The organism is Rouxiella chamberiensis (assembly GCF_026967475.1).
GTDB classification, from domain to species: domain Bacteria; phylum Pseudomonadota; class Gammaproteobacteria; order Enterobacterales; family Enterobacteriaceae; genus Rouxiella; species Rouxiella chamberiensis.
Window position 1 is genome coordinate 757,733 of sequence record NZ_CP114058.1, and the last position, 17,472, is coordinate 775,204.

The 17,472-nt window shown below is 55.2% G+C and carries 17 protein-coding genes; 6 read left to right on the plus strand and 11 right to left on the minus strand.

Annotated features, from left to right (window positions below):
- Positions 1 to 25 precede the first annotated feature (25 nt).
- The 6 genes from O1V66_RS03635 to O1V66_RS03660 form a co-directional block, all read right to left on the minus strand.
- Positions 26 to 1,210 carry a M24 family metallopeptidase gene (locus tag O1V66_RS03635; protein WP_045047140.1) on the minus strand — a complete coding sequence of 395 codons (1,185 nt, stop codon included), beginning with the start codon at positions 1,208 to 1,210 and terminating at the stop codon, positions 26 to 28.
- Positions 1,211 to 1,244: 34 nt separating this feature from the next.
- Positions 1,245 to 2,342, minus strand: a complete 1,098-nt coding sequence (locus tag O1V66_RS03640) for a mandelate racemase/muconate lactonizing enzyme family protein (RefSeq protein ID WP_045047139.1) — start codon at positions 2,340 to 2,342, stop codon at positions 1,245 to 1,247.
- 4 nt (positions 2,343 to 2,346) lie between these two features.
- Entirely contained in the window at positions 2,347 to 3,513 is a 1,167-nt protein-coding gene (locus tag O1V66_RS03645; protein ID WP_082050970.1) for a M20 family metallopeptidase, read from the minus strand.
- Positions 3,514 to 3,584: 71 nt separating this feature from the next.
- Complete coding sequence (locus tag O1V66_RS03650) at positions 3,585 to 4,328, minus strand: amino acid ABC transporter ATP-binding protein (protein ID WP_045047138.1); 744 nt, start codon at positions 4,326 to 4,328, stop codon at positions 3,585 to 3,587.
- A 9-nt stretch (positions 4,329 to 4,337) separates the two neighbouring features.
- The gene (locus tag O1V66_RS03655) at positions 4,338 to 5,051 is read right to left on the minus strand and encodes an amino acid ABC transporter permease (RefSeq protein WP_045047137.1); all 714 of its coding nucleotides are present in this window, start codon (positions 5,049 to 5,051) and stop codon (positions 4,338 to 4,340) included.
- A gap of 74 nt (positions 5,052 to 5,125) precedes the next feature.
- Positions 5,126 to 5,944 (minus strand): ABC transporter substrate-binding protein, encoded by an 819-nt coding sequence (locus tag O1V66_RS03660; RefSeq protein WP_045047136.1) that lies wholly within the window; start codon positions 5,942 to 5,944, stop codon positions 5,126 to 5,128.
- 188 nt (positions 5,945 to 6,132) lie between these two features.
- Between O1V66_RS03660 and O1V66_RS03665 the strand changes: the two genes are divergently transcribed.
- The 4 genes from O1V66_RS03665 to O1V66_RS03680 all read left to right on the plus strand — a co-directional run bounded on the left by O1V66_RS03665 (position 6,133) and on the right by O1V66_RS03680 (position 10,041).
- Positions 6,133 to 7,044, plus strand: coding sequence for a GntR family transcriptional regulator (locus O1V66_RS03665; protein WP_045047135.1), 912 nt, complete (start codon positions 6,133 to 6,135; stop codon positions 7,042 to 7,044).
- Entirely contained in the window at positions 7,044 to 7,829 is a 786-nt protein-coding gene (locus tag O1V66_RS03670) for an SDR family oxidoreductase (protein WP_045047134.1), read from the plus strand. The genes O1V66_RS03665 and O1V66_RS03670 overlap by 1 nt, the downstream gene beginning before the upstream one ends.
- A gap of 357 nt (positions 7,830 to 8,186) precedes the next feature.
- Complete coding sequence (gene nac / locus O1V66_RS03675; RefSeq protein WP_045047133.1) at positions 8,187 to 9,116, plus strand: nitrogen assimilation transcriptional regulator NAC; 930 nt, start codon at positions 8,187 to 8,189, stop codon at positions 9,114 to 9,116.
- Positions 9,117 to 9,504: 388 nt separating this feature from the next.
- Positions 9,505 to 10,041, plus strand: coding sequence for an acyl-homoserine-lactone synthase (locus tag O1V66_RS03680; RefSeq protein WP_269128105.1), 537 nt, complete (start codon positions 9,505 to 9,507; stop codon positions 10,039 to 10,041).
- Here O1V66_RS03680 and O1V66_RS03685 read toward each other — a convergent pair.
- The 5 genes from O1V66_RS03685 to O1V66_RS03705 all read right to left on the minus strand — a co-directional run bounded on the left by O1V66_RS03685 (position 10,012) and on the right by O1V66_RS03705 (position 14,198).
- Positions 10,012 to 10,743 carry a helix-turn-helix transcriptional regulator gene (locus O1V66_RS03685; protein ID WP_269128107.1) on the minus strand — a complete coding sequence of 244 codons (732 nt, stop codon included), beginning with the start codon at positions 10,741 to 10,743 and terminating at the stop codon, positions 10,012 to 10,014. The genes O1V66_RS03680 and O1V66_RS03685 overlap by 30 nt on opposite strands.
- A gap of 177 nt (positions 10,744 to 10,920) precedes the next feature.
- Complete coding sequence (locus O1V66_RS03690; protein ID WP_045047130.1) at positions 10,921 to 11,763, minus strand: amino acid ABC transporter ATP-binding protein; 843 nt, start codon at positions 11,761 to 11,763, stop codon at positions 10,921 to 10,923.
- A gap of 15 nt (positions 11,764 to 11,778) precedes the next feature.
- Positions 11,779 to 12,693 (minus strand): amino acid ABC transporter permease, encoded by a 915-nt coding sequence (locus O1V66_RS03695; RefSeq protein ID WP_045047129.1) that lies wholly within the window; start codon positions 12,691 to 12,693, stop codon positions 11,779 to 11,781.
- Complete coding sequence (locus O1V66_RS03700; protein WP_045047128.1) at positions 12,686 to 13,255, minus strand: GNAT family N-acetyltransferase; 570 nt, start codon at positions 13,253 to 13,255, stop codon at positions 12,686 to 12,688. The genes O1V66_RS03695 and O1V66_RS03700 overlap by 8 nt, the downstream gene beginning before the upstream one ends.
- A 16-nt stretch (positions 13,256 to 13,271) precedes the next feature.
- The gene (locus tag O1V66_RS03705; RefSeq protein WP_045047127.1) at positions 13,272 to 14,198 is read right to left on the minus strand and encodes an ABC transporter substrate-binding protein; all 927 of its coding nucleotides are present in this window, start codon (positions 14,196 to 14,198) and stop codon (positions 13,272 to 13,274) included.
- 245 nt (positions 14,199 to 14,443) lie between these two features.
- Between O1V66_RS03705 and O1V66_RS03710 the strand changes: the two genes are divergently transcribed.
- Positions 14,444 to 15,796 (plus strand): LLM class flavin-dependent oxidoreductase, encoded by a 1,353-nt coding sequence (locus O1V66_RS03710; RefSeq protein WP_045047126.1) that lies wholly within the window; start codon positions 14,444 to 14,446, stop codon positions 15,794 to 15,796.
- A gap of 25 nt (positions 15,797 to 15,821) precedes the next feature.
- The gene (locus O1V66_RS03715; RefSeq protein WP_045047125.1) at positions 15,822 to 17,456 is read left to right on the plus strand and encodes an ABC transporter substrate-binding protein; all 1,635 of its coding nucleotides are present in this window, start codon (positions 15,822 to 15,824) and stop codon (positions 17,454 to 17,456) included.
- The last annotated feature ends 16 nt before the right edge of the window (positions 17,457 to 17,472 follow it).

Below are 17,472 nucleotides of genomic sequence, written 5' to 3' on the forward strand. Positions count from 1 at the left end.
CTGTTCCTTGCCTATTCGGTTCTGACTAAAGTAACAACAGCGGGCGATCGATTGAGCCCAACACGCGATAACCGGATTCGGTGACCACAATGGTTTCGCTGACGCCCACGGTAAATTCACCATAGATGCGCAGCGCCGGAGGAATGTGAAACGTCATGCCCGGTTGCAGTTCAGTGGTGATGCCACTGTAAAGGCTGAGGATCGCGCCTTCGCCCCAGTCGGGCGCAAAAGAGACGCCGATGGAATAACCGGTGCGTTTCCTGAAATTATCGGTATAGCCTGCGCGGTCGATTACACGCTGACAGGCGAGGTGCGGGGTTTCGCAGGTTGCCCCCGGACGAATGGCATCGAGCGCGGCCTGAAGCGCTTCCTGACAGACCTTTTCCATCTCGATGGCTTCGGCCGGAGGTTTGCCGAGCCAGGCGGAGCGCATCAATGCGGCGTGATAGCGGTCATGCGTTGCGGCCATTTCGAGAAAAATCGGGTCGCCGTCACTGATGCGACGACGACGCCAGGTGCCGTGAGGCACGCCGGTGCGCGGACCCGAAGAGACCAGCGGTTCCATGCCCATATATTCCGAACCGGCGGCAATGGCAGCGCCCATCATTGCGGAAACCAGGTCATTTTCGGTCGCACCCGCAGCAATCGCCTTGCGGCCCGCCGACATGCCCGCATCGACATAACGCGCGGCGTGCGCCATTTTTTCCAGTTCGGCGGCTGACTTCACGGCACGTAACTGTTCGATAACGCCTGCGCCGTCGTGCAGCGCGCCCAGTTCGGCCTGCAAGGCTTCATACACAGCGATAGGCAGGAACCAGCCGCGTTTATCGATACCCATGCGTTTCTGGTTCCAGCCCCGGGCTTTCAGCACGTCGAGCAGGAAATTCACCGGATTGTCGCCGTCGGTATAAATCGCGGCATCGCGAATAAAGGTATTGGATATAAAGTTGAAGTATTCGAGCTGGCGAATAACAAAGACCGGATCGCCCTCGACCGGCAGCACCAGAGTCTGGAAGGTGTAGTAACCCGGCGTCTGCTGACCGGTTAGGTAGAAAATATTCTCGGGACTGGTGATTATCATCAGATCCAGCCCGGCGTTGGTCAGTAACTGACGCGCACGCTGGATGCGGCTTGCATATTCCGCCTCGGCGAAAGCCGATTCTGCCCCTGGCACGACGCGGCCAAGGTCTGGCAATTCAATTTTATTCATTATCAACTCTCATTCTCAGATAAAAATCAGGTTTTTAAGAAGAAAAGGTTTGTATTAACTCTGCGCAATCAGGATCAAAGCTGATACCTAATCCCGTTAGCGCGTCGCTGCTGACCAAGCCCTGAAGATAGGTCAGGCCCGAAACCGGATCGTTGCCAAGGCCGTCTGCGCCATAAAGTTCGGCGTGGGCGGGCTGGCAGGCGTGGGCGACGTGCAGCGCAGCGGCGGTGGCAGCAGCGCCTTCATTCATCTGGCCAATCATGAAGGGAATGCCCGCCGCATTGAGACGGCGCGCGGCGCGCACGGCAGGCGCAATGCCGCCCATTTTCACCAGTTTGATATGCGCCCAGACCTTGCCTTGCATCGCAATGATGCGGTCGAGGTCGGCCGCCGTACTCATGCTCTCATCCAGCATCAGCGGGATAGGGCTTGAGGCGGCAAGCGACGGATAGCAATGGGCATATTCGTCGGCAATGGGCTGTTCGAGATAGCTCAGGTCGAATTTTTGCAGCGCCAGCAGGTGACTGCGGGCCGCTTCCGGCTGCCACTGGCCGTTGGCGTCGGCGGAAAGATGCACTTCATGGCCGAAGCGGCGGCGCAGGGCGGCCAGACGGTCGCAGTCCTCTTCCAGCGAGCCAATGCCGACCCGCAGTTTGAGATGGGTAAAGCCGCGATCCATGTAGGCCGTGGCCTGACTCAGCATCTGCGCCATTGATGACCAGAACAGCGTCTGGTTGGTGGCATAACACACCGGGTCCGGAAAATCGGAGCCGACAAGTTTCGCCACGCTACAGCCGTTCTGGCGGGCAATCAGGTCATGCAGCGCCATATCGAACAGCATGCGGGTAGGCGCGAGACTGTCGGCGAGCTGCGTATCCAGCGTAAGCAGAAGGTCACTCGGCGGTTGCTGCAAATCCAGCGCGCGCAAGGTGCGCATGACATCGTTCAGCACCCGCTCGGCGCTGTAACCGTTGAGATAGTCGATATTGATCCGTACCTCGCCCAGACCTTGCCAATGCCGGTCTTCCAGCAGCAGATACAGCTCGTCGAGCGCCTGAATGCTGCCCGAGGAGGCGGTATGCAACTGCAAATGCGGGTAGCGCAGCTCGGCGCGATACAGCGTGGCTTTCACCGACTTATCCTTTTTTCATCATGGTTAATGCCACGTCGCGATAGATATCGCTTGCGGCAATGAATTCATCGACGGGAACAAATTCGTCGGGTTTGTGGGCAACGGAAAGCGAGCCGGGACCGATGACAATGCCTTTGGTCCCAAGACTGCGAAAGTGCACCAAATCACATCCGCCCTGAAAACCAAACGGACCGGGTTCTTCCAGCCCTTGCGCACGGCAGGCCTCAAGACCGGCCTGCACAATGGCTTCGTCAACGGCGGTTTCCGTTGCGCCACCGGTCGTCGGTTTAAAGGTGATGATTTCGCTGCGAACGCCAAACTTGTCGTGGGCGAGAGCAAGCAAATCGCGAAGCTCCTGCTTGACCTGTTCTTCGTCTTCGCCCGGCACCATGCGGCGGTCCAGCAGCAGTTCGCAGCTGTCGGGCAATACGTTGTCGGCATGGCCGCCCGAAATACGCGTTACCGTCAGACTCGCCGAGCCCACCAGCGGATGACAGCGGCAGCGCACGCTCTGTTCGTGCTGCTGTTCAACCAGCCCCAGCAGTTGAGCCGCGCGGAAGATGGCGTTTTCGCCAAGCTCCGGCGTCCCCGAATGCGCCGTCACGCCATGCACGCGAACCAGCGGGCGCAGACTGCCCTTGTGCGCCGAGTAGGTCGTGTTGGAGGTAGGTTCGCCGATAACCGCGAAATCGATTTTGGCGGGCGCCTCGCGGACATAGAATTTTGCGCCCTCGCTGGCGACCTCTTCATCGGCCACGAAAATGCCCATCAGCGTGCCCGACCAACTCTGCGGATTGTCTGCCAGCATACGCATGGCTTCTACCATCGCGACCAGCGGCCCCTTGGCATCACAGGAACCGCGGCCAAAGAGCTTGCCGTCGCGCTCGGTCAGCGTGAAAGGATCCTGACTCCAGCCGCTGCCGGCCGGTACGACGTCGATATGGGTATTGAAGGCGAAGCACGGCCCTGCGCCATTTTCCAGTCGGGCAATGACGTTGGTGCGGCCCGGCTGATATTCGCTGAGTGTCAGGTCGAAACCGGCCTCTTTCAGCCACAGGCTGATAAGTTCGGCCGCTTCGCGTTCACGGCCCGGCGGGTTTTCGGTGTTGATGGCGACCAGTGAGGCGAGGTCGCGTTTCATTCTGTCGATATCTGGCGATGAGAGTGTCATCGGCGTCTTCCTCTTGATTGGGTGGCCCTGGTGAGGCACAAACTCCGGGTAGTCATAAAGTTTTTAAAAAATCAGTGCAAGATCTGGTCAAGGAAGCGTTGGGCTCTTTGGCTCACGTCTCCCCCAAAAAATTTATCGCTTGGGGCGTTCTCGATAATTTCGCCGTTTTCCATAAACACGATGTGGTTCGCGGCGCGACGGGCAAAGCCCATTTCATGGGTCACCACAATGCTGGTCATCCCCTCTGCGCTGAGATCTGCCATTACGTCCACCACCTCGCGGATCATCTCCGGGTCCAGCGCGGAAGTCGGTTCGTCAAACAGCATCAGACGCGGCTTCATGGCAAGCGCCCTGGCAATCGCCACGCGCTGTTGCTGGCCGCCGGAAAGTTCGTCCGGGAAACTGTCGGCCTTGTCGGGAATACGCACCTTGCCGAGTAACGCCAGCGCCTGTGCCTCGGCTTCGGCACGGCTTACGCCAAGCACGGTCATCGGCGCGAGCATGATGTTTTCGGCCGCCGTCAGGTGGGAAAACAGCTCATAGTTCTGAAAGACCATGCCGATTTCCTGACGCAGGCGATGCGGCTCGACGTCCTGACGGGTAATGTCGGACTGGCGGAAAAAGATGCTGCCGCCTTCGATGCTTTCGAGCAGATTCACGCAGCGCAGCAGGGTCGACTTGCCGGAACCGGACGGGCCAATCAGCACCACGGTTTCCCCTTCGTTAACGCTGAGCGTGCAGTTTTTCAGTACGTGCTGGGTGCCGAAATGTTTATCGACGCCGATAATTTCCAGCAGCGGTTTTTCGCTTTTCATCTGCTCTCCTCAGTTGGGCGCACTGCTGCGCAGCAGGCGTTCGGTCATGGACAGGGCGGGCTTCTTGCGCTTTTTCGGATCAAGCGCACGTTCGAGCCAGGCTTGGCCAATCATGAAAATCGTGGTCAGAACGAGGTAGTACATGCCCGCCGCGCACAGCGCTTCGAAGTAGCGGAAACTCGCGCTGGCGGTCTGATTGGCAATCAGCAGCAGCTCCTGAACCGCGATAACCGACACCAGCGCGCTGGATTTCAGCATGCTGATCATCTGGTTACCCATCGGTGGCAAGACAATGCGCGCCGCCTGCGGCAAGACAATCTTGCGCATAATCTGTCCCTTGGTCATGCCCAGCGCCATGCCGGCGGTGCGCTGCCCGCTTCTGACCGCCTGAAGACCCGAACGCAGGATCTCGGCCATATATGCCCCTTCATTGAGCGACAGGGCGAGCACGGCACAGGTGAATGCGGAAAAGCGCAGGCCAAAACTCGGCAACACGTTGTAGACAAAAATTATCTGGAACAGTACGGGCGTGCCGCGGAACAACCATAAATAGAAAAAGGCCAGAAGAGGGCCCGCCCGAAAGCGGGACTCTTGCAGCAGAGCCAGTATCAATCCCGTTACGATGCCGAAAAACAGCGAACAGACGGTAATCAATAGGGTCATCACTGCGCCCTGGAAAAACGCCGGTGACAAGAGGTATTGCCAGACCAGTTCAAAAGACATGAATATTCCTCAATGTCCGAAAGCTAAACGGTGAGCAGGTGTTTGCCGTGCTACAACAAATACAAAATCAGGCATCAGAAAATCGAAACTGAATCCGGGAACTGCCATTTCTTGATCAGTTTCTGATAACTGCCGTCGGCTACCATGTCTTTCAGACCGGTTTCCAGCAGCGTCTTCATTTCAGTGTCGCCCTTGCGCACGGCAAACCCGATGTGAGTGTCGGCTTCAAACTCCGCTCCTGTGGTTTCAAAGGTGTCGCCTTTCTCGCTCAACAGCGCGACAGCTCCCGGCGTTGACAGGAATTCGGCATCGGCGCGTTTTTGCGCCACCGCCACTGCCGAGTCGGTGGCGGCAGGGAAGGTCAGCACATTGAGGGCCGGTTTTTTGGCCTCGAGACATTTTTGATTGTCAACGCGTGCCTGGCTCTCTTCGATACCGCCCAGCGTGACGGCGATATTTTTGCCGCACAGCGACAGGTCACGGCCGGTGATTTTTTCCGGATTGCCCTTGGCGACAATGACGCGGCTGCCAATCTTCAGATAAGGCACGAAATCGACCTGTTGTGCACGGGCCGGATTGATGTACATCGCCGAGTTGATGATATCCAGACGTTTGCCCTGCAAGGCCGGGATAAGCCCTTTGAACTCCATCGACATCGGCGCAGGTTCCAGTGAAAGCGCTTTCGAGAGTGCCGTTATCAGCTCGATATCAAACCCGGTGAGGGTGCCATTTTTGGTAAATTCAAACGGCATGAACGTCGCGGCGGTGCCATAGGTCAGTTGACCCGGTGTCACCAGCGACGGCGTTGCCGCTTCGGCCAGCAGGGGAGCACTCAGGCAGAGGGTCGCCAGAGACACGGTGGCATATCGACGCAAAAAAGATTTTTTCAGCATGACAGACTCCATTTTCTCACGAGCAGGATTGCTCTTTGTGTATCATTAAATACAATTAAATTCGTGAGTCAAGGCTCTTTTATGGTGCATTAATGCACGATTTTGGGGTTTTACGTACAGGCTTCACCATTTCGTCGCACTGTGATATTGTATTTTTATCGCAATAAATACTTTAGGTGCCTGCTTTTATGACACAAACAGCGACTGCCAGCGGAAGGCGTTTGGCCAACCAGATCCTCGACCTGATTCGAGAAGCAAAATTTGAGCCAGGCCACCATCTGCGCGAACAGCAGCTTGCCGATATGGCAGGGGTGTCGCGTACACCGGTTCGCGCCGCGCTCAAGCTTTTGAGCGAATTGGGCATTATCGAAGCACGGCGCAATCAGGGATTTTTCCTGCTGAAAGCCTATGACCAACTCCAGCGCATCAACATTGATGTGCCTACCAGCAGCGATCAGGAACTCTACGAGCAGCTGGTGAAAGACCGTATTGCAGGCAAGCTGCCGGATTCGTTGACGCAAATTGAAATAGCCCAACGCTACGATGCCGATCGCGGCGTGATGTCGCGCACTTTGCTGCGCCTTGCGGAAGACGGCCTGATCGCCCGCAACAAAGGGCATGGCTGGTCATTTTTGCCAACGCTCAACAGCGATGTCGCGTTGAGCAACGGTTATGGATTTCGCCTGATGATTGAGCCGGGCGGGCTGGTTTCACCCAGTTTCCGCGCCGACAAAAGCGCACTCAAGCGTCTGCGGCTTCAGCATATCTATCTGATAAATCATCCAGATATTCTGGCAGTCGACAGTCGGCAGATTTTTGAAACCGACGCCACGTTTCACGAAATGCTCGCCGAATTCAGCGGCAACATTTTTGTATTGCAAGCCATTCAGCAGCAAAACCGCCTGCGCCGCCTGCTGGAGTTTGGTTCCTATACCAACAAGCAGCGCGTGCGGGAGTGGTGTCAGGAGCACGTGGCGATTATTGACGCGGTGCTGGAAGAACGGATGAGCGATGCGGCCGACATGATGCGCAAACATCTCCAGTCGGCTTATCAAATGGTTTTGAACAAGGTCAGTAAATCAAACGACAGAGGTATGTGATGGATTTTGGTATTACGGGACGTGTGGCACTGGTAAGCGGTGCGGGAAGTGGTCTGGGACGGGCGATGGCGCTCTCGCTGGCCGCAGAAGGAGCAGTGGTGGCGGTGTGTGGCCGCACCGAGTCTTCGCTGATTGAAACGGCCGAGATTATCAAGGCCAACGGCGGACGTGCCAAGGCTTTTGTGATGGATTTGACCCAGCCGGAAACATTCGATGACGTACTGGCCGGGATCCATCAATATCTGGGTCCTGTCGGCATTCTGGTCAACAACTCCGGCGGGCCGCCGCCGTCGAAAGCCAGTGGCGTTGCGCCGGAAACCTGGGCGGCCCAATTCTCGACGATGGTGAGTTCCCTGATTCTGCTGACCGACAAGGTGCTGCCGGACATGCGCAGCCTCAAGTGGGGGCGCATCATCACCAGTACGTCGTCAGGTATCGTGACGCCGATTCCCAATCTGGGCATGTCCAACACGCTGCGAATGGCGCTGGTGGGCTGGTCGAAAACGCTGGCCGGTGAAGTCGCCGGTGACGGCATTACGGTAAACGTGATTCTGCCGGGCCGTATTTCGACCAAGCGTCTGGGGCAGTTGGATGAAGCCCGCGCAGGGCGCGAAGGGCTGTCGGTCGAACAGGTTGCCGAGAAGAGTGCGGCGACCATCCCGGTTGGCCGCTATGGCGAACCCGAAGAATATGGCGCTGTCGCGGCCTTCCTCGCGAGCCGTCAGGCGTCTTACATGACCGGTTCTGTCATCCGCGTCGATGGCGGCATGATCCCTTCGATTTAACGCCTTCTCTGTCGCAGGAATAGCTTCCTGCGACAGCCTCTCTCGACACCTTTCTCTTTTCTTCATCCATAAGTTTGCATTATGTTGGTGCATAGCCGTTGCAGAAATTTTCTGCAACTTTCGGCCCGCTTTTTTAATGTCGCTTGGCTCAATCTGATTTTTGCTTAAAAAATAGAGTATTAGCTGATTTTTTCATGAGTATTAATGACTCATGACCTTAATTGGCCCTGATCTTGCTTCATAAAATGACAGGGTCCGACGAATCAAGTATTCGCGGAAATTATGATAAAGAACGTTCGCTTCAATTAGGGGCAACCCTTTTCAAGTTTATCGCTACCAGGTTCGATGGAGACAGAGATGAATCTCAGACGCTTGAAGTACTTCGTGAAAATCGTCGATATCGGCAGTCTCACGCAGGCCGCAGATGTGCTGCATATCGCCCAGCCGGCCCTGAGTCAGCAGTTGGCTACGCTTGAAGGGGAACTGAAACAACAGCTTCTGGTGCGCACCAAACGCGGCGTTACGCCAACGGAAGCGGGCAATATTCTCTATGCCCATGCGCAGACCATTCTCCGCCAATGCGAGCAGGCCCATAGCGCAGTCAACTGCGCGGGTCTGGCGCTGAACGGGCAGGTCTCCGTGGGTATGGCGCCCGGCACGGCCGCCTCCATGCTGGCACTTCCGTTGCTGCAGGCCGTACGTGAACAGCATCCGGGTATTCTGCTGTATCTCAATGAAAACTTCGGCAGTGAATTAACCGAGCAAACGGTGAATGGCCGCATGGATATGGCCGTGCTGTACGGAAATAAAGCGATTCCGGGCCTGTCGTTTGTGCCATTGATGAAAGAGGATCTTTATCTCGTCGCAACCCATTCCGTGCCCAATCCGGGCAAATATATTGAATTGACCGACGTCGCCAAACTCAATCTGTTCCTGCCGCGCACCAACGATGTGCTGCGCAAGCTGGTGGATGATGCGATGGCGTTGCGCAGACTCTCGGCGAAAGTTATCGGCGAGATTGAGTCGGCCACCACGCTGACGGCGGCCATTGCCAGCGGACTGGGCGCCACGATTTTGCCCGAGTCTGCCGCAAGGGCCATCGTCGGGCCAGCCAATGCCTGGATGTCCTGTATCGGCAGTCCGTCTATTCAGGCACCGCTTTCGCTGTGTGTGTCGGATCATTTACCGCTCTCGCAGCCTGCTCAGGCGGTGCAGAAAATCTTGCTGGCGCTGGTCGCCAACAGCCGTGAACGCGAAGAGGTGCGTCCGCTGCTGGCAGTCAGTTAATCGCGAAAGAGAGATGTCTGTCTTGAAAAGGCCAGTTAATGAGCATTATGACTCATTAACTGGCTTTTTTTATGATTGATTATATTTAATTTTTTTTATTGCCTCTATGAATTAAATAATATTTATATTTGAGCTATTCGTCACTTAAATAGATGAGCTTAAATAAATATCGAATATTTATAAAGAATATTTTTACTGGCTGTTTTAGAGAGACTCGGATATTGTCTTCTCGCACACTATGACGTCACCACGGAATGGAAGACATTATGCTAGAGCTTACTGCCATTAATTATCGCGATTTATCGGAAGACAAATCGACGGAGATTTACTCATTAAGAAAAAAGTATTTAAAGACCGTTTAAATTGGGAGGTAAATTGCAAAAATAATATGGAGTTCGATGCCTATGACAACGAACATACGACCTATATTATGGGCGTGTGCAATGAACAGGTGGTATGCAGTCTTCGGCTCATTGAAACGCGTTATCCCACCATGATTATTGGCACTTTTCTTCCCTTTTTTGAAAAAATCGATTTACCTGAAGGAAATTTCATCGAAGCAAGCCGCTTTTTTGTGGATAAAAACAAAATAAAAGCGTTCGAGCTTATTCGGCAACCTGTCACCAGCATGCTGTATCTCGCCGTTATCAATTATTGCCTGTCAATGCGCTATAAGGGCATATATGCGATTGTCAGTCATGCAATGTACACAATAATCAAAAGGTCGGGCTGGGAGATTTCAATCATTGAACAGGGAATTTCGGAAAAGCGCCAGCGGGTCTATCTTGTTCATCTGCCCGTTGACTGTAAAAATCAGCATGTGCTTTTTGACGGCATACACGGCAAAAGCCAGATGGACACACCCGATTTTATCGGATGGCCGCTGGCGTTTGCCTCACAGCGGGACCGGCTTGATAAGCTGTAGCTCATGGGCAATTTTTATCCCCTGGCGAATATTGCTGACGCCGAGTTTTGTGAGGGCATTGCGCGAGTGAAATTTTACGGTCGTTAATTTGATGCCCAGCAAGACAGCAATCTCTTTATAGGTTTTGCCTAGACTGGCGAAATACAGAAACCTCACTTTCTCTTTTAGAGAAAATTCGGGGGGAAGTTCGGGTTTTTCGCCAATACGGCGCATTTCACTGTATAGCGACAGGAGTTTGTCATGCACCAGCAATAATAACATTTGCAGTTTGTCCTGTTGACGTTCAATTCTGGCCTCAAGATCATAATCGCAAAATTCGTGGGTCATTATCGAGAGCAGGCCAAAGTTGTGGGTGGCATCATGCACCACAAACGTATAGCCACTGACAATATTGTAGTCTCTGGCCATATTAAAGACTTTAGGGAGTTTTAATCCGGAGGTGATCACAATGTTTTCATCCCAGGTAAAAGGCAGAATTCTATTTGCACCGGTGATCACCACAGGGTCCGTAAGCTGACATTTATTTTCTATATAAATTTCCGCCCAGTCACTTTTATTGGTGATTATTGTGGTTTCCGAAGGGTCTTTTTTATTGATAATGGCATAGGCATAATTAATGCCGCTGAATTCGCGCAGTTTTTTATCTAAAAAATCTTTAATAACGGCGTTGATAGATTCATTTTTAAAAAATGAGGAGGTCATTGCACATCCCTATCCATGATCGTGAAGGCTCAAACTATAGACCATCGATAATATAAATACACCTTCCTCTCTATTTGTTGAAAATATATAAATGAGCAGAATACATGCGGGGGAAGCGGGGCAGGAGAACGTGTATAAACCGGTCGGAGGGGGAAACCGCCGACCGGTCGCCAATACTTACAGCACTTTTTCCAGAAAACGGCGTGTGCGCTGATGACGAGGATTATCCAGCACCTGCGAAGCCTTGCCGGTTTCAACAATGGCGCCGTCAACCATAAACACCACGCGGTCAGCCACCTGTCGTGCAAAGCCGATTTCATGAGTGACAACGACCAGCGTAACGCCTGATTCGGCCAACTTCCTGATAACGTCCAGCACTTCGCCAACCAATTCCGGATCGAGCGCTGACGTGGGCTCGTCAAACAGCATCACTTTTGGATTGAGCGCCAGCGCGCGCGCGATAGCAATCCGCTGCTGCTGCCCGCCCGAAAGATGGCGCGGCCAGGCGTGGGCCTTGTCGCGCAGTCCAACGGTATCGAGCAACTCATAGGCCCGTTCGATGGCCTGCTTGCGGTTATACAGACCATGCACGATGGGCGCTTCGATGATGTTGTCGAGGACCGTCATATGCGGGAACAGATTGAAATTCTGAAACACATAACCGCAGTGGATGCGTTGTTTCAGAATCGCTTTCTCTTTCAGCTCATACAGTTTGTCGCCTTTACGACGATAACCAATGTAGTCGCCATCTATCTGAATAAAACCTTCATCGACACTTTCAAGATGATTGATGGTACGCAAAAGCGTCGATTTCCCGGAGCCGGAAGGGCCGAGAATAACCGTGACGGTGCCGGATTCAATGGTCAGACTCACATCGTCCAGCGCCTTGAAGGTGCCGTAGGATTTGCTGAGATTGCTGATTTCAATGCGTCCGCCAATGGGCAGCCGCTGGGGGCGATGATAAGCCGGTTGAGCAGCGTCCGTCGGACGATTGACAAAGAGATCAAAGGCTTCTGACATAATACGATGCTCCAGTTAAGGTCGGGCCGCGCGCCATTGCAGCAGGCGTTGCAGCGGAGTCAGGGCAACCTGACGTGTCGTACCGCGCGCGAAATAGCGCTCGACATAATATTGCAGCACGGACAGCACGGTGGTGATGACCAGATACCAGACAGTGGCGACCATCAGCAGCGGAATCACCTGCTGGGTGCGGTTATAGAGGATCTGCACGGTATAAAACAGCTCGGGCATCGAGATGACATAGACAATGGCGGTACCTTTCGCAAGACCGATCACTTCATTGAAACCGGTTGGAATAATCGCGCGCAGCGCCTGCGGCAAGATAATGCGGAAAGTGCGACGATAAGCCGGTAATCCCAGCGCGGCGGCGGCTTCATGCTGTCCCTGTTCTACGCCATTGATGCCGCCACGAATAATTTCGGCGGTATAGGCGGACTGCACCAGCGAAAGCCCGAGCACCGCTACGGTGAATTGATCCAGCAGATCCACTGTGGGATGCTTGAAAAACTCCAGCTGGGTAAACGGAATGCCGAGCGACAGGCTGTCGTAGAGATAGGAAAAGTTATACAGCACGATGAGAACCAGCAGCAAAGGCAACGAACGGAACAGCCAGATATAACCCCATGCCAGCGAGTTCAGCAGATAGGATTTCGACAGCCGCGCCAGCGCCAGCAGCGTGCCGAAAATCACGCCGAATACCGTACCAAGCAGAGTAAGCAGCAGGGTTCTGCCCAGTCCGGAAAGGATCACCGGCTCGAAGAAGTATTGGCGGAATACGCTCCATTCCCAGCGCGGATTCGTGGCGATGGACTGTACAATCGCCAGCAGGATAAACAGGGCAAACACCGCGCCGAGCAGGCGCAGCGGGTAACGGGCGGGCACTACCTTCAACGGCGATGCCGGATTCGAGCGGGCGCTAACGTCAGTCATAGGCTTTCTCCGCCAGTGATATATTGTCATCTTCGGCGGTTTCATTCACCGCCGACTCGACCGCCGCAGCGACGGGCGAGAGGTGCTTGATAAACGGCAGACGGCCGTCATGCGGTGGCAGGGCCAGCGTCTCGCGATCGGCATGGATATCGAACTGAGGTTCATAGCCCTGGGACAGATACAGATTGACTGCCTCCGGCTGACGAAACCCCGTGGTCAGAAAGACACGGGAATACCCGCTTTTCAGCGCCAGCGCTTCCAGCTCTTTCACCACTTTTTGTGCCAGTCCCTGCCTGCGCAGCGAGGTATCGGTCCAGATACGTTTCAGTTCGGCGGTGCTTTCGTCATACCGCTTGTAAGCACCCATCGCGATGGGACGACCGTCTCGCAGGAGCACGATAAAATCGCCGTCCGGCGGGGCATACGCGCTTAAAGGATCCTCTTCTTTCTGTTTGCCAAAATAGTCGCCGTAACGGGCGCGGTATTCGCCAAACAGGCCTTCGATAATCGGCACGACAAGAGGATCATCAGGTTGCGTGTGAATAAATTTATCCTGGCTCATAGGGAGTTTCCTACAATCAGTCGCCGAGGCCCGGCGGATTTATTTCTGAATGATCGATTTTTTCCACGCTTTCACCCCAGCGATCGAGCACTTTCAGGTAGCTGCCGTTGGCGATGGCGCTGTCGATTGACGTCTGCACCGCGTCGACCAGTCCATTGCCTTTTTTCAGGGTAAAGGCGATGTTGGCAGTTTTCGGCCAGCCGCCCGGAACTATCCCCACCAGCTTGGTCGTGCCGGTAAGTTTGGATTTATAGGCGGCAGCGACGTTCGGGCCAAAGGTGGCATCGGCGCGACCCGATTGCAGCGCCAGCGTCGCGGCGGCATCATCGGTGACATAGACCGGCGTAAACGGCTTCAGCCCCTTGGCCTGATTCTCTTTGTCCCAGGCCAGCAATACGGATTCCTGATTGGTGCCCGACGTCACGATAATGCGTTTGCCGGCGATATCCGGCGCGGCCTTGATGGCGGTAATATTGCTGGTGGATTTCACATAAAAGCCCAGCGTGTCTTGACGATAGGTCGCGAAATCGAATTTGGTTTTACGTTCCTTGGTGACGGTGATGTTGTAGGCGGCGGCATCGTATTTACCGGAAGAAACCCCAAGCGGCCAGTCTTCCCACGAGGCGGGAACCAGTTTGACTTTCAGGCCCAGCCCGTCGGCGACCAGGCGGGCGATGTCGGCTTCACTGCCGATCACGGTTTTATTATCGCGAGCGAACAGGCCAAACGGCGGCGAACTGCCCAGCACGGCAACCGCAACGGTGAGGTAGCCCGGATTAACGAATTTAAAATTGGCCGGTATTTTCGCCGCGGCTTCGGCGCTTTTCGGCGTGTCGATCGGCGTTTCGTTGGCAACCAGGTCAATGCCTGTATTCGCGGCAAAGGCGTGTGATGAAAGACTCAAGAGCGCGGCGACGGCGGTTAATTTTGCGCGATGCTTCATTGTTATTATTTATCCTGTGAATGGCTTATTGGGCTATGAATGGCACTATTCCCGAGCCCTAACTCGAAGTAAAACAACAAAATTAACTATCTAAATTGATTAATTGAAAATGGCGGGAATAGCCCGACGGGCGCGGCATTGTGCTTAAGCTAATTAGAGGGATAAGAAAGGACGTTTTTGTATTTAGCGTGCATCCGGTTTTATGGAAATATCAGATAAAACCTCTCTGTATAAGGATGCTTACCATGAGCCAGTCAAAGAAAAGTATTAAGTTGGGCCTGATGCTGCACGGCGCAGGCGGACACATGAACGCATGGCGTCATGAAAAGGCACCGGCCGATGCCAGCGTCAATTTCCCGTATTTCCGCGATTTGGCCCTGCGCGCGGAAGCGGCCCACTTCGACTTTCTGTTTGTCGCCGACGGTTTGCATATCAACGAAAAATCACTGCCGCACTTTCTGAATCGTTTCGAGCCTATCGCGCTGCTTTCTGCGCTGGCGTCGGCGACGCAGCACATCGGTCTGGCAGGCACCATTTCCACCTCCTACAGCGATCCCTTTACCGTCGCGCGCCAGTTGGCCTCGGTCGATAACATCAGCGGCGGTCGCGCAGGCTGGAACGTCGTGACCTCGCCGCTGGCCGGTTCGGCGAAGAATTTCGGCAAGCAGCATCCCGAGCATTCACTGCGCTACCAGATTGCCGAGGAGTACATCAACGTGGTGCAGGGGCTGTGGGACTCATGGGAAGACGACGCTTTTATTCGCGATCGCGAAAGCGGTGTATTTTTCGATGCCGCCAAGCTGCATAAACTCAATCACGAGGGCGAGTTCTTCTCCGTCGCGGGCCCGCTGAACATTCAACGTTCGCCGCAGGGCCAACCGGTTATCTTCCAGGCAGGCGCGTCGGATACGGGCATCGGTCTGGCCGGAAAATCCGCCGATGCGGTGTTTACCAATGCCCGCACGCTGGAAGAGGCGCAGGAATACTCAGCCAAGCTGCAACGCGAGGTGGCGAAAAATCATCGTCATCCGGTCGGTATTTTCCCGGGTATCAGCCCGATTGTTGGCCGCACCCAGGAAGAAGCCGAAGCCAAATACCAGTATCTGCTGTCTCTGCTGTCGGTTGAAGATGCGCTGGCCTATCTGGGACGTTTCTTCGACCACCACGACTTCTCGCAGTATCCGCTGGACGGGCCTTTCCCCGACGTGGGCGATTTGGGCCAGAACACCTTCCGTTCCACCACCGATCAAATCAAGCGCCGCGCCAGAGAAGAAAACCTGACGCTGCGTGATATCGCCTTCCAGACCACCTTGCCGAAAGGCGAATTTTTCGGCACGCCGGAGCAGGTGGCCGACACCTTTATTCGCTGGGTTGAAGAGGGCGGCGCCAGCGGCTTTATCATCAGCGGCCCGGTGCTCACCGAAGCGCTCGACGATATCACCCGGCTGGTTCTGCCGATTCTGGCCGAGCGCGGTTACTGGCAGCCGAACACGCAGGCCCGAACCCTGCGCGAACGTCTGGATATTCCTTTCAAAAGCAACCGGTATGCCGACAGGCAGAAGGCAAAAGACGTGTTGGCAGGCGTCGCGGCCAAATAATCAGAACAATAATAAGGAAAGGCACGTGCAAGGATATACCCGCAAAGTGATAACCGGCGCGCCACTGCGTCGGCTGGTTTTGCCGTTGCTGATGGCGTCGGCGTTGACGGCCTGCGACAAACCCGAAGCGACGGCGAGCGCCAGTCAGCCCGCCTCCGATGCGCCGCATTCTGGCGGCAAGCTGGTGGTAGCTATCGATACCGATCCCAACTGCCTCGATCCGCAGCAGGTCGGCAACAATAACTCGCTGAACATCGGTCGGCAGATGACCGATTCCCTTACCGATCAGGACCCGGCCACCGGTAAAATCGTGCCGTGGCTGGCCACGGACTGGCAAATCAGCGACGACAATCGCCGCTTTACCTTTACGCTGCGCGAGGGCGTGACGTTCAGCGACGGCACCGCGTTCAACGCGCAGTCGGTCAAGGACAACTTGCAGGCCATTGTGGCGATGGGCGCACGCGCGTCGCTGGCTTCGACCTATCTGAAAGGGTTGACCGAAATAGACACGCCGGACGCGCAGCACGTAACGATTGTCTTTGCACAGCCCAACGCCCAGTTTCTACAGGCCACGTCGACCATGAGTCTGGGCTTTTTTGCCGACAAGACGGTGAAGACCAGCGCCGATGCGCGTTGTCAGGGCGCGTTGGTGGGCACCGGCCCGTTTGTGCTCTCGAGCTTCGTACACAATCAGAAAGTCGTTCTCTCGCGGCGAACGGGCTACCAATGGCCTTCTTCTCTGGCGAAACATCAGGGCGACAGTTATCTCGACGGCATCGAGTATCGCGTTATTCCCGAATCCGGCGTGCGCTTTGGCAGTCTGGTATCGGGACAACTGGATCTCAATGCAGGCGTCACGCCGCAGGACGAGCCGCTGATCCTGGCCAAAAAGCTGCCGATTATCGCCCGCAGCAATCCCGGTCTGGTGTACAGCCTGTATCCGAATCAGTCGATGGCGCTGATGGCCGACCCGTCTGTGCGGCAGGCGCTCAATCTGGCGGTGGATCGCGCCGCGTTGCAGCCCATCTTGTCGCGTTATCAGTCTCCGGCCAGTTCGGTGCTGGCGAAAACCACGCCGCTGTATCAGGACCTCGGCAGCGCGCTGAAATATGACCCGCAGGCGGCAGAAAATCTGCTGCAGCAAGATGGCTGGATAGCGGGGCCGGATGGCGTGCGCGTCAAGAACGGCAAGCGCCTGAGCTTTACGCTGACCTACTGGCAGTCCGCGCCGTTTATCGAGCTGGTGCAGCAGCAGTTCAAAAAGGTGGGTGTCGATATGCAGCTCGAGAAAGCGCCGATAGGGCAGGTGATTGCCCGTCAGTCGAGCGGCACGCAGGAGGCGGAGTTCTATAACCTGACCCGTTCCGATCCCGACGTGCTGCGCACTGTGTTCGATGCAGGTCCGGGCGGACGCAACGTCAACAAGCGCGCGGCCAATCAGGTAGATACGGCGCTGCAACAGTCGAGCCAGACGCTGGACAACGCAAAACGTCAGCAACTGGTAACCGAAGCCGCGAAAGGGCTGATTGCCGACGGCGACGCTATTCCGCTGGTGGAACTGGCGACGGTGATAGCCACAGGCAACAACGTGCACGGTTTCCGTTACGACGCCTCGTCGCGGTTCCAGCTTTACGACACCTGGCTTGCTCCCAAGTCATAACACAAGAGAAGGGCGC

What these genes read in the sequence shown, in the direction of transcription:
- O1V66_RS03635 (WP_045047140.1), bottom strand. Translation starts at nt 1,210, where the DNA reads ATGAATAAAATTGAATTGCCAGACCTTGGCCGCGTCGTGCCAGGGGCA.
- O1V66_RS03645 (WP_082050970.1), bottom strand. Translation starts at nt 3,513, where the DNA reads ATGACACTCTCATCGCCAGATATCGACAGAATGAAACGCGACCTCGCC.
- O1V66_RS03650 (WP_045047138.1), bottom strand. Translation starts at nt 4,328, where the DNA reads ATGAAAAGCGAAAAACCGCTGCTGGAAATTATCGGCGTCGATAAACAT.
- O1V66_RS03655 (WP_045047137.1), bottom strand. Translation starts at nt 5,051, where the DNA reads ATGTCTTTTGAACTGGTCTGGCAATACCTCTTGTCACCGGCGTTTTTC.
- O1V66_RS03660 (WP_045047136.1), bottom strand. Translation starts at nt 5,944, where the DNA reads ATGCTGAAAAAATCTTTTTTGCGTCGATATGCCACCGTGTCTCTGGCG.
- O1V66_RS03665 (WP_045047135.1), top strand. Translation starts at nt 6,133, where the DNA reads ATGACACAAACAGCGACTGCCAGCGGAAGGCGTTTGGCCAACCAGATC.
- O1V66_RS03670 (WP_045047134.1), top strand. Translation starts at nt 7,044, where the DNA reads ATGGATTTTGGTATTACGGGACGTGTGGCACTGGTAAGCGGTGCGGGA.
- nac (WP_045047133.1), top strand. Translation starts at nt 8,187, where the DNA reads ATGAATCTCAGACGCTTGAAGTACTTCGTGAAAATCGTCGATATCGGC.
- O1V66_RS03680 (WP_269128105.1), top strand. Translation starts at nt 9,505, where the DNA reads ATGGAGTTCGATGCCTATGACAACGAACATACGACCTATATTATGGGC.
- O1V66_RS03685 (WP_269128107.1), bottom strand. Translation starts at nt 10,743, where the DNA reads ATGACCTCCTCATTTTTTAAAAATGAATCTATCAACGCCGTTATTAAA.
- O1V66_RS03690 (WP_045047130.1), bottom strand. Translation starts at nt 11,763, where the DNA reads ATGTCAGAAGCCTTTGATCTCTTTGTCAATCGTCCGACGGACGCTGCT.
- O1V66_RS03695 (WP_045047129.1), bottom strand. Translation starts at nt 12,693, where the DNA reads ATGACTGACGTTAGCGCCCGCTCGAATCCGGCATCGCCGTTGAAGGTA.
- O1V66_RS03700 (WP_045047128.1), bottom strand. Translation starts at nt 13,255, where the DNA reads ATGAGCCAGGATAAATTTATTCACACGCAACCTGATGATCCTCTTGTC.
- O1V66_RS03705 (WP_045047127.1), bottom strand. Translation starts at nt 14,198, where the DNA reads ATGAAGCATCGCGCAAAATTAACCGCCGTCGCCGCGCTCTTGAGTCTT.
- O1V66_RS03710 (WP_045047126.1), top strand. Translation starts at nt 14,444, where the DNA reads ATGAGCCAGTCAAAGAAAAGTATTAAGTTGGGCCTGATGCTGCACGGC.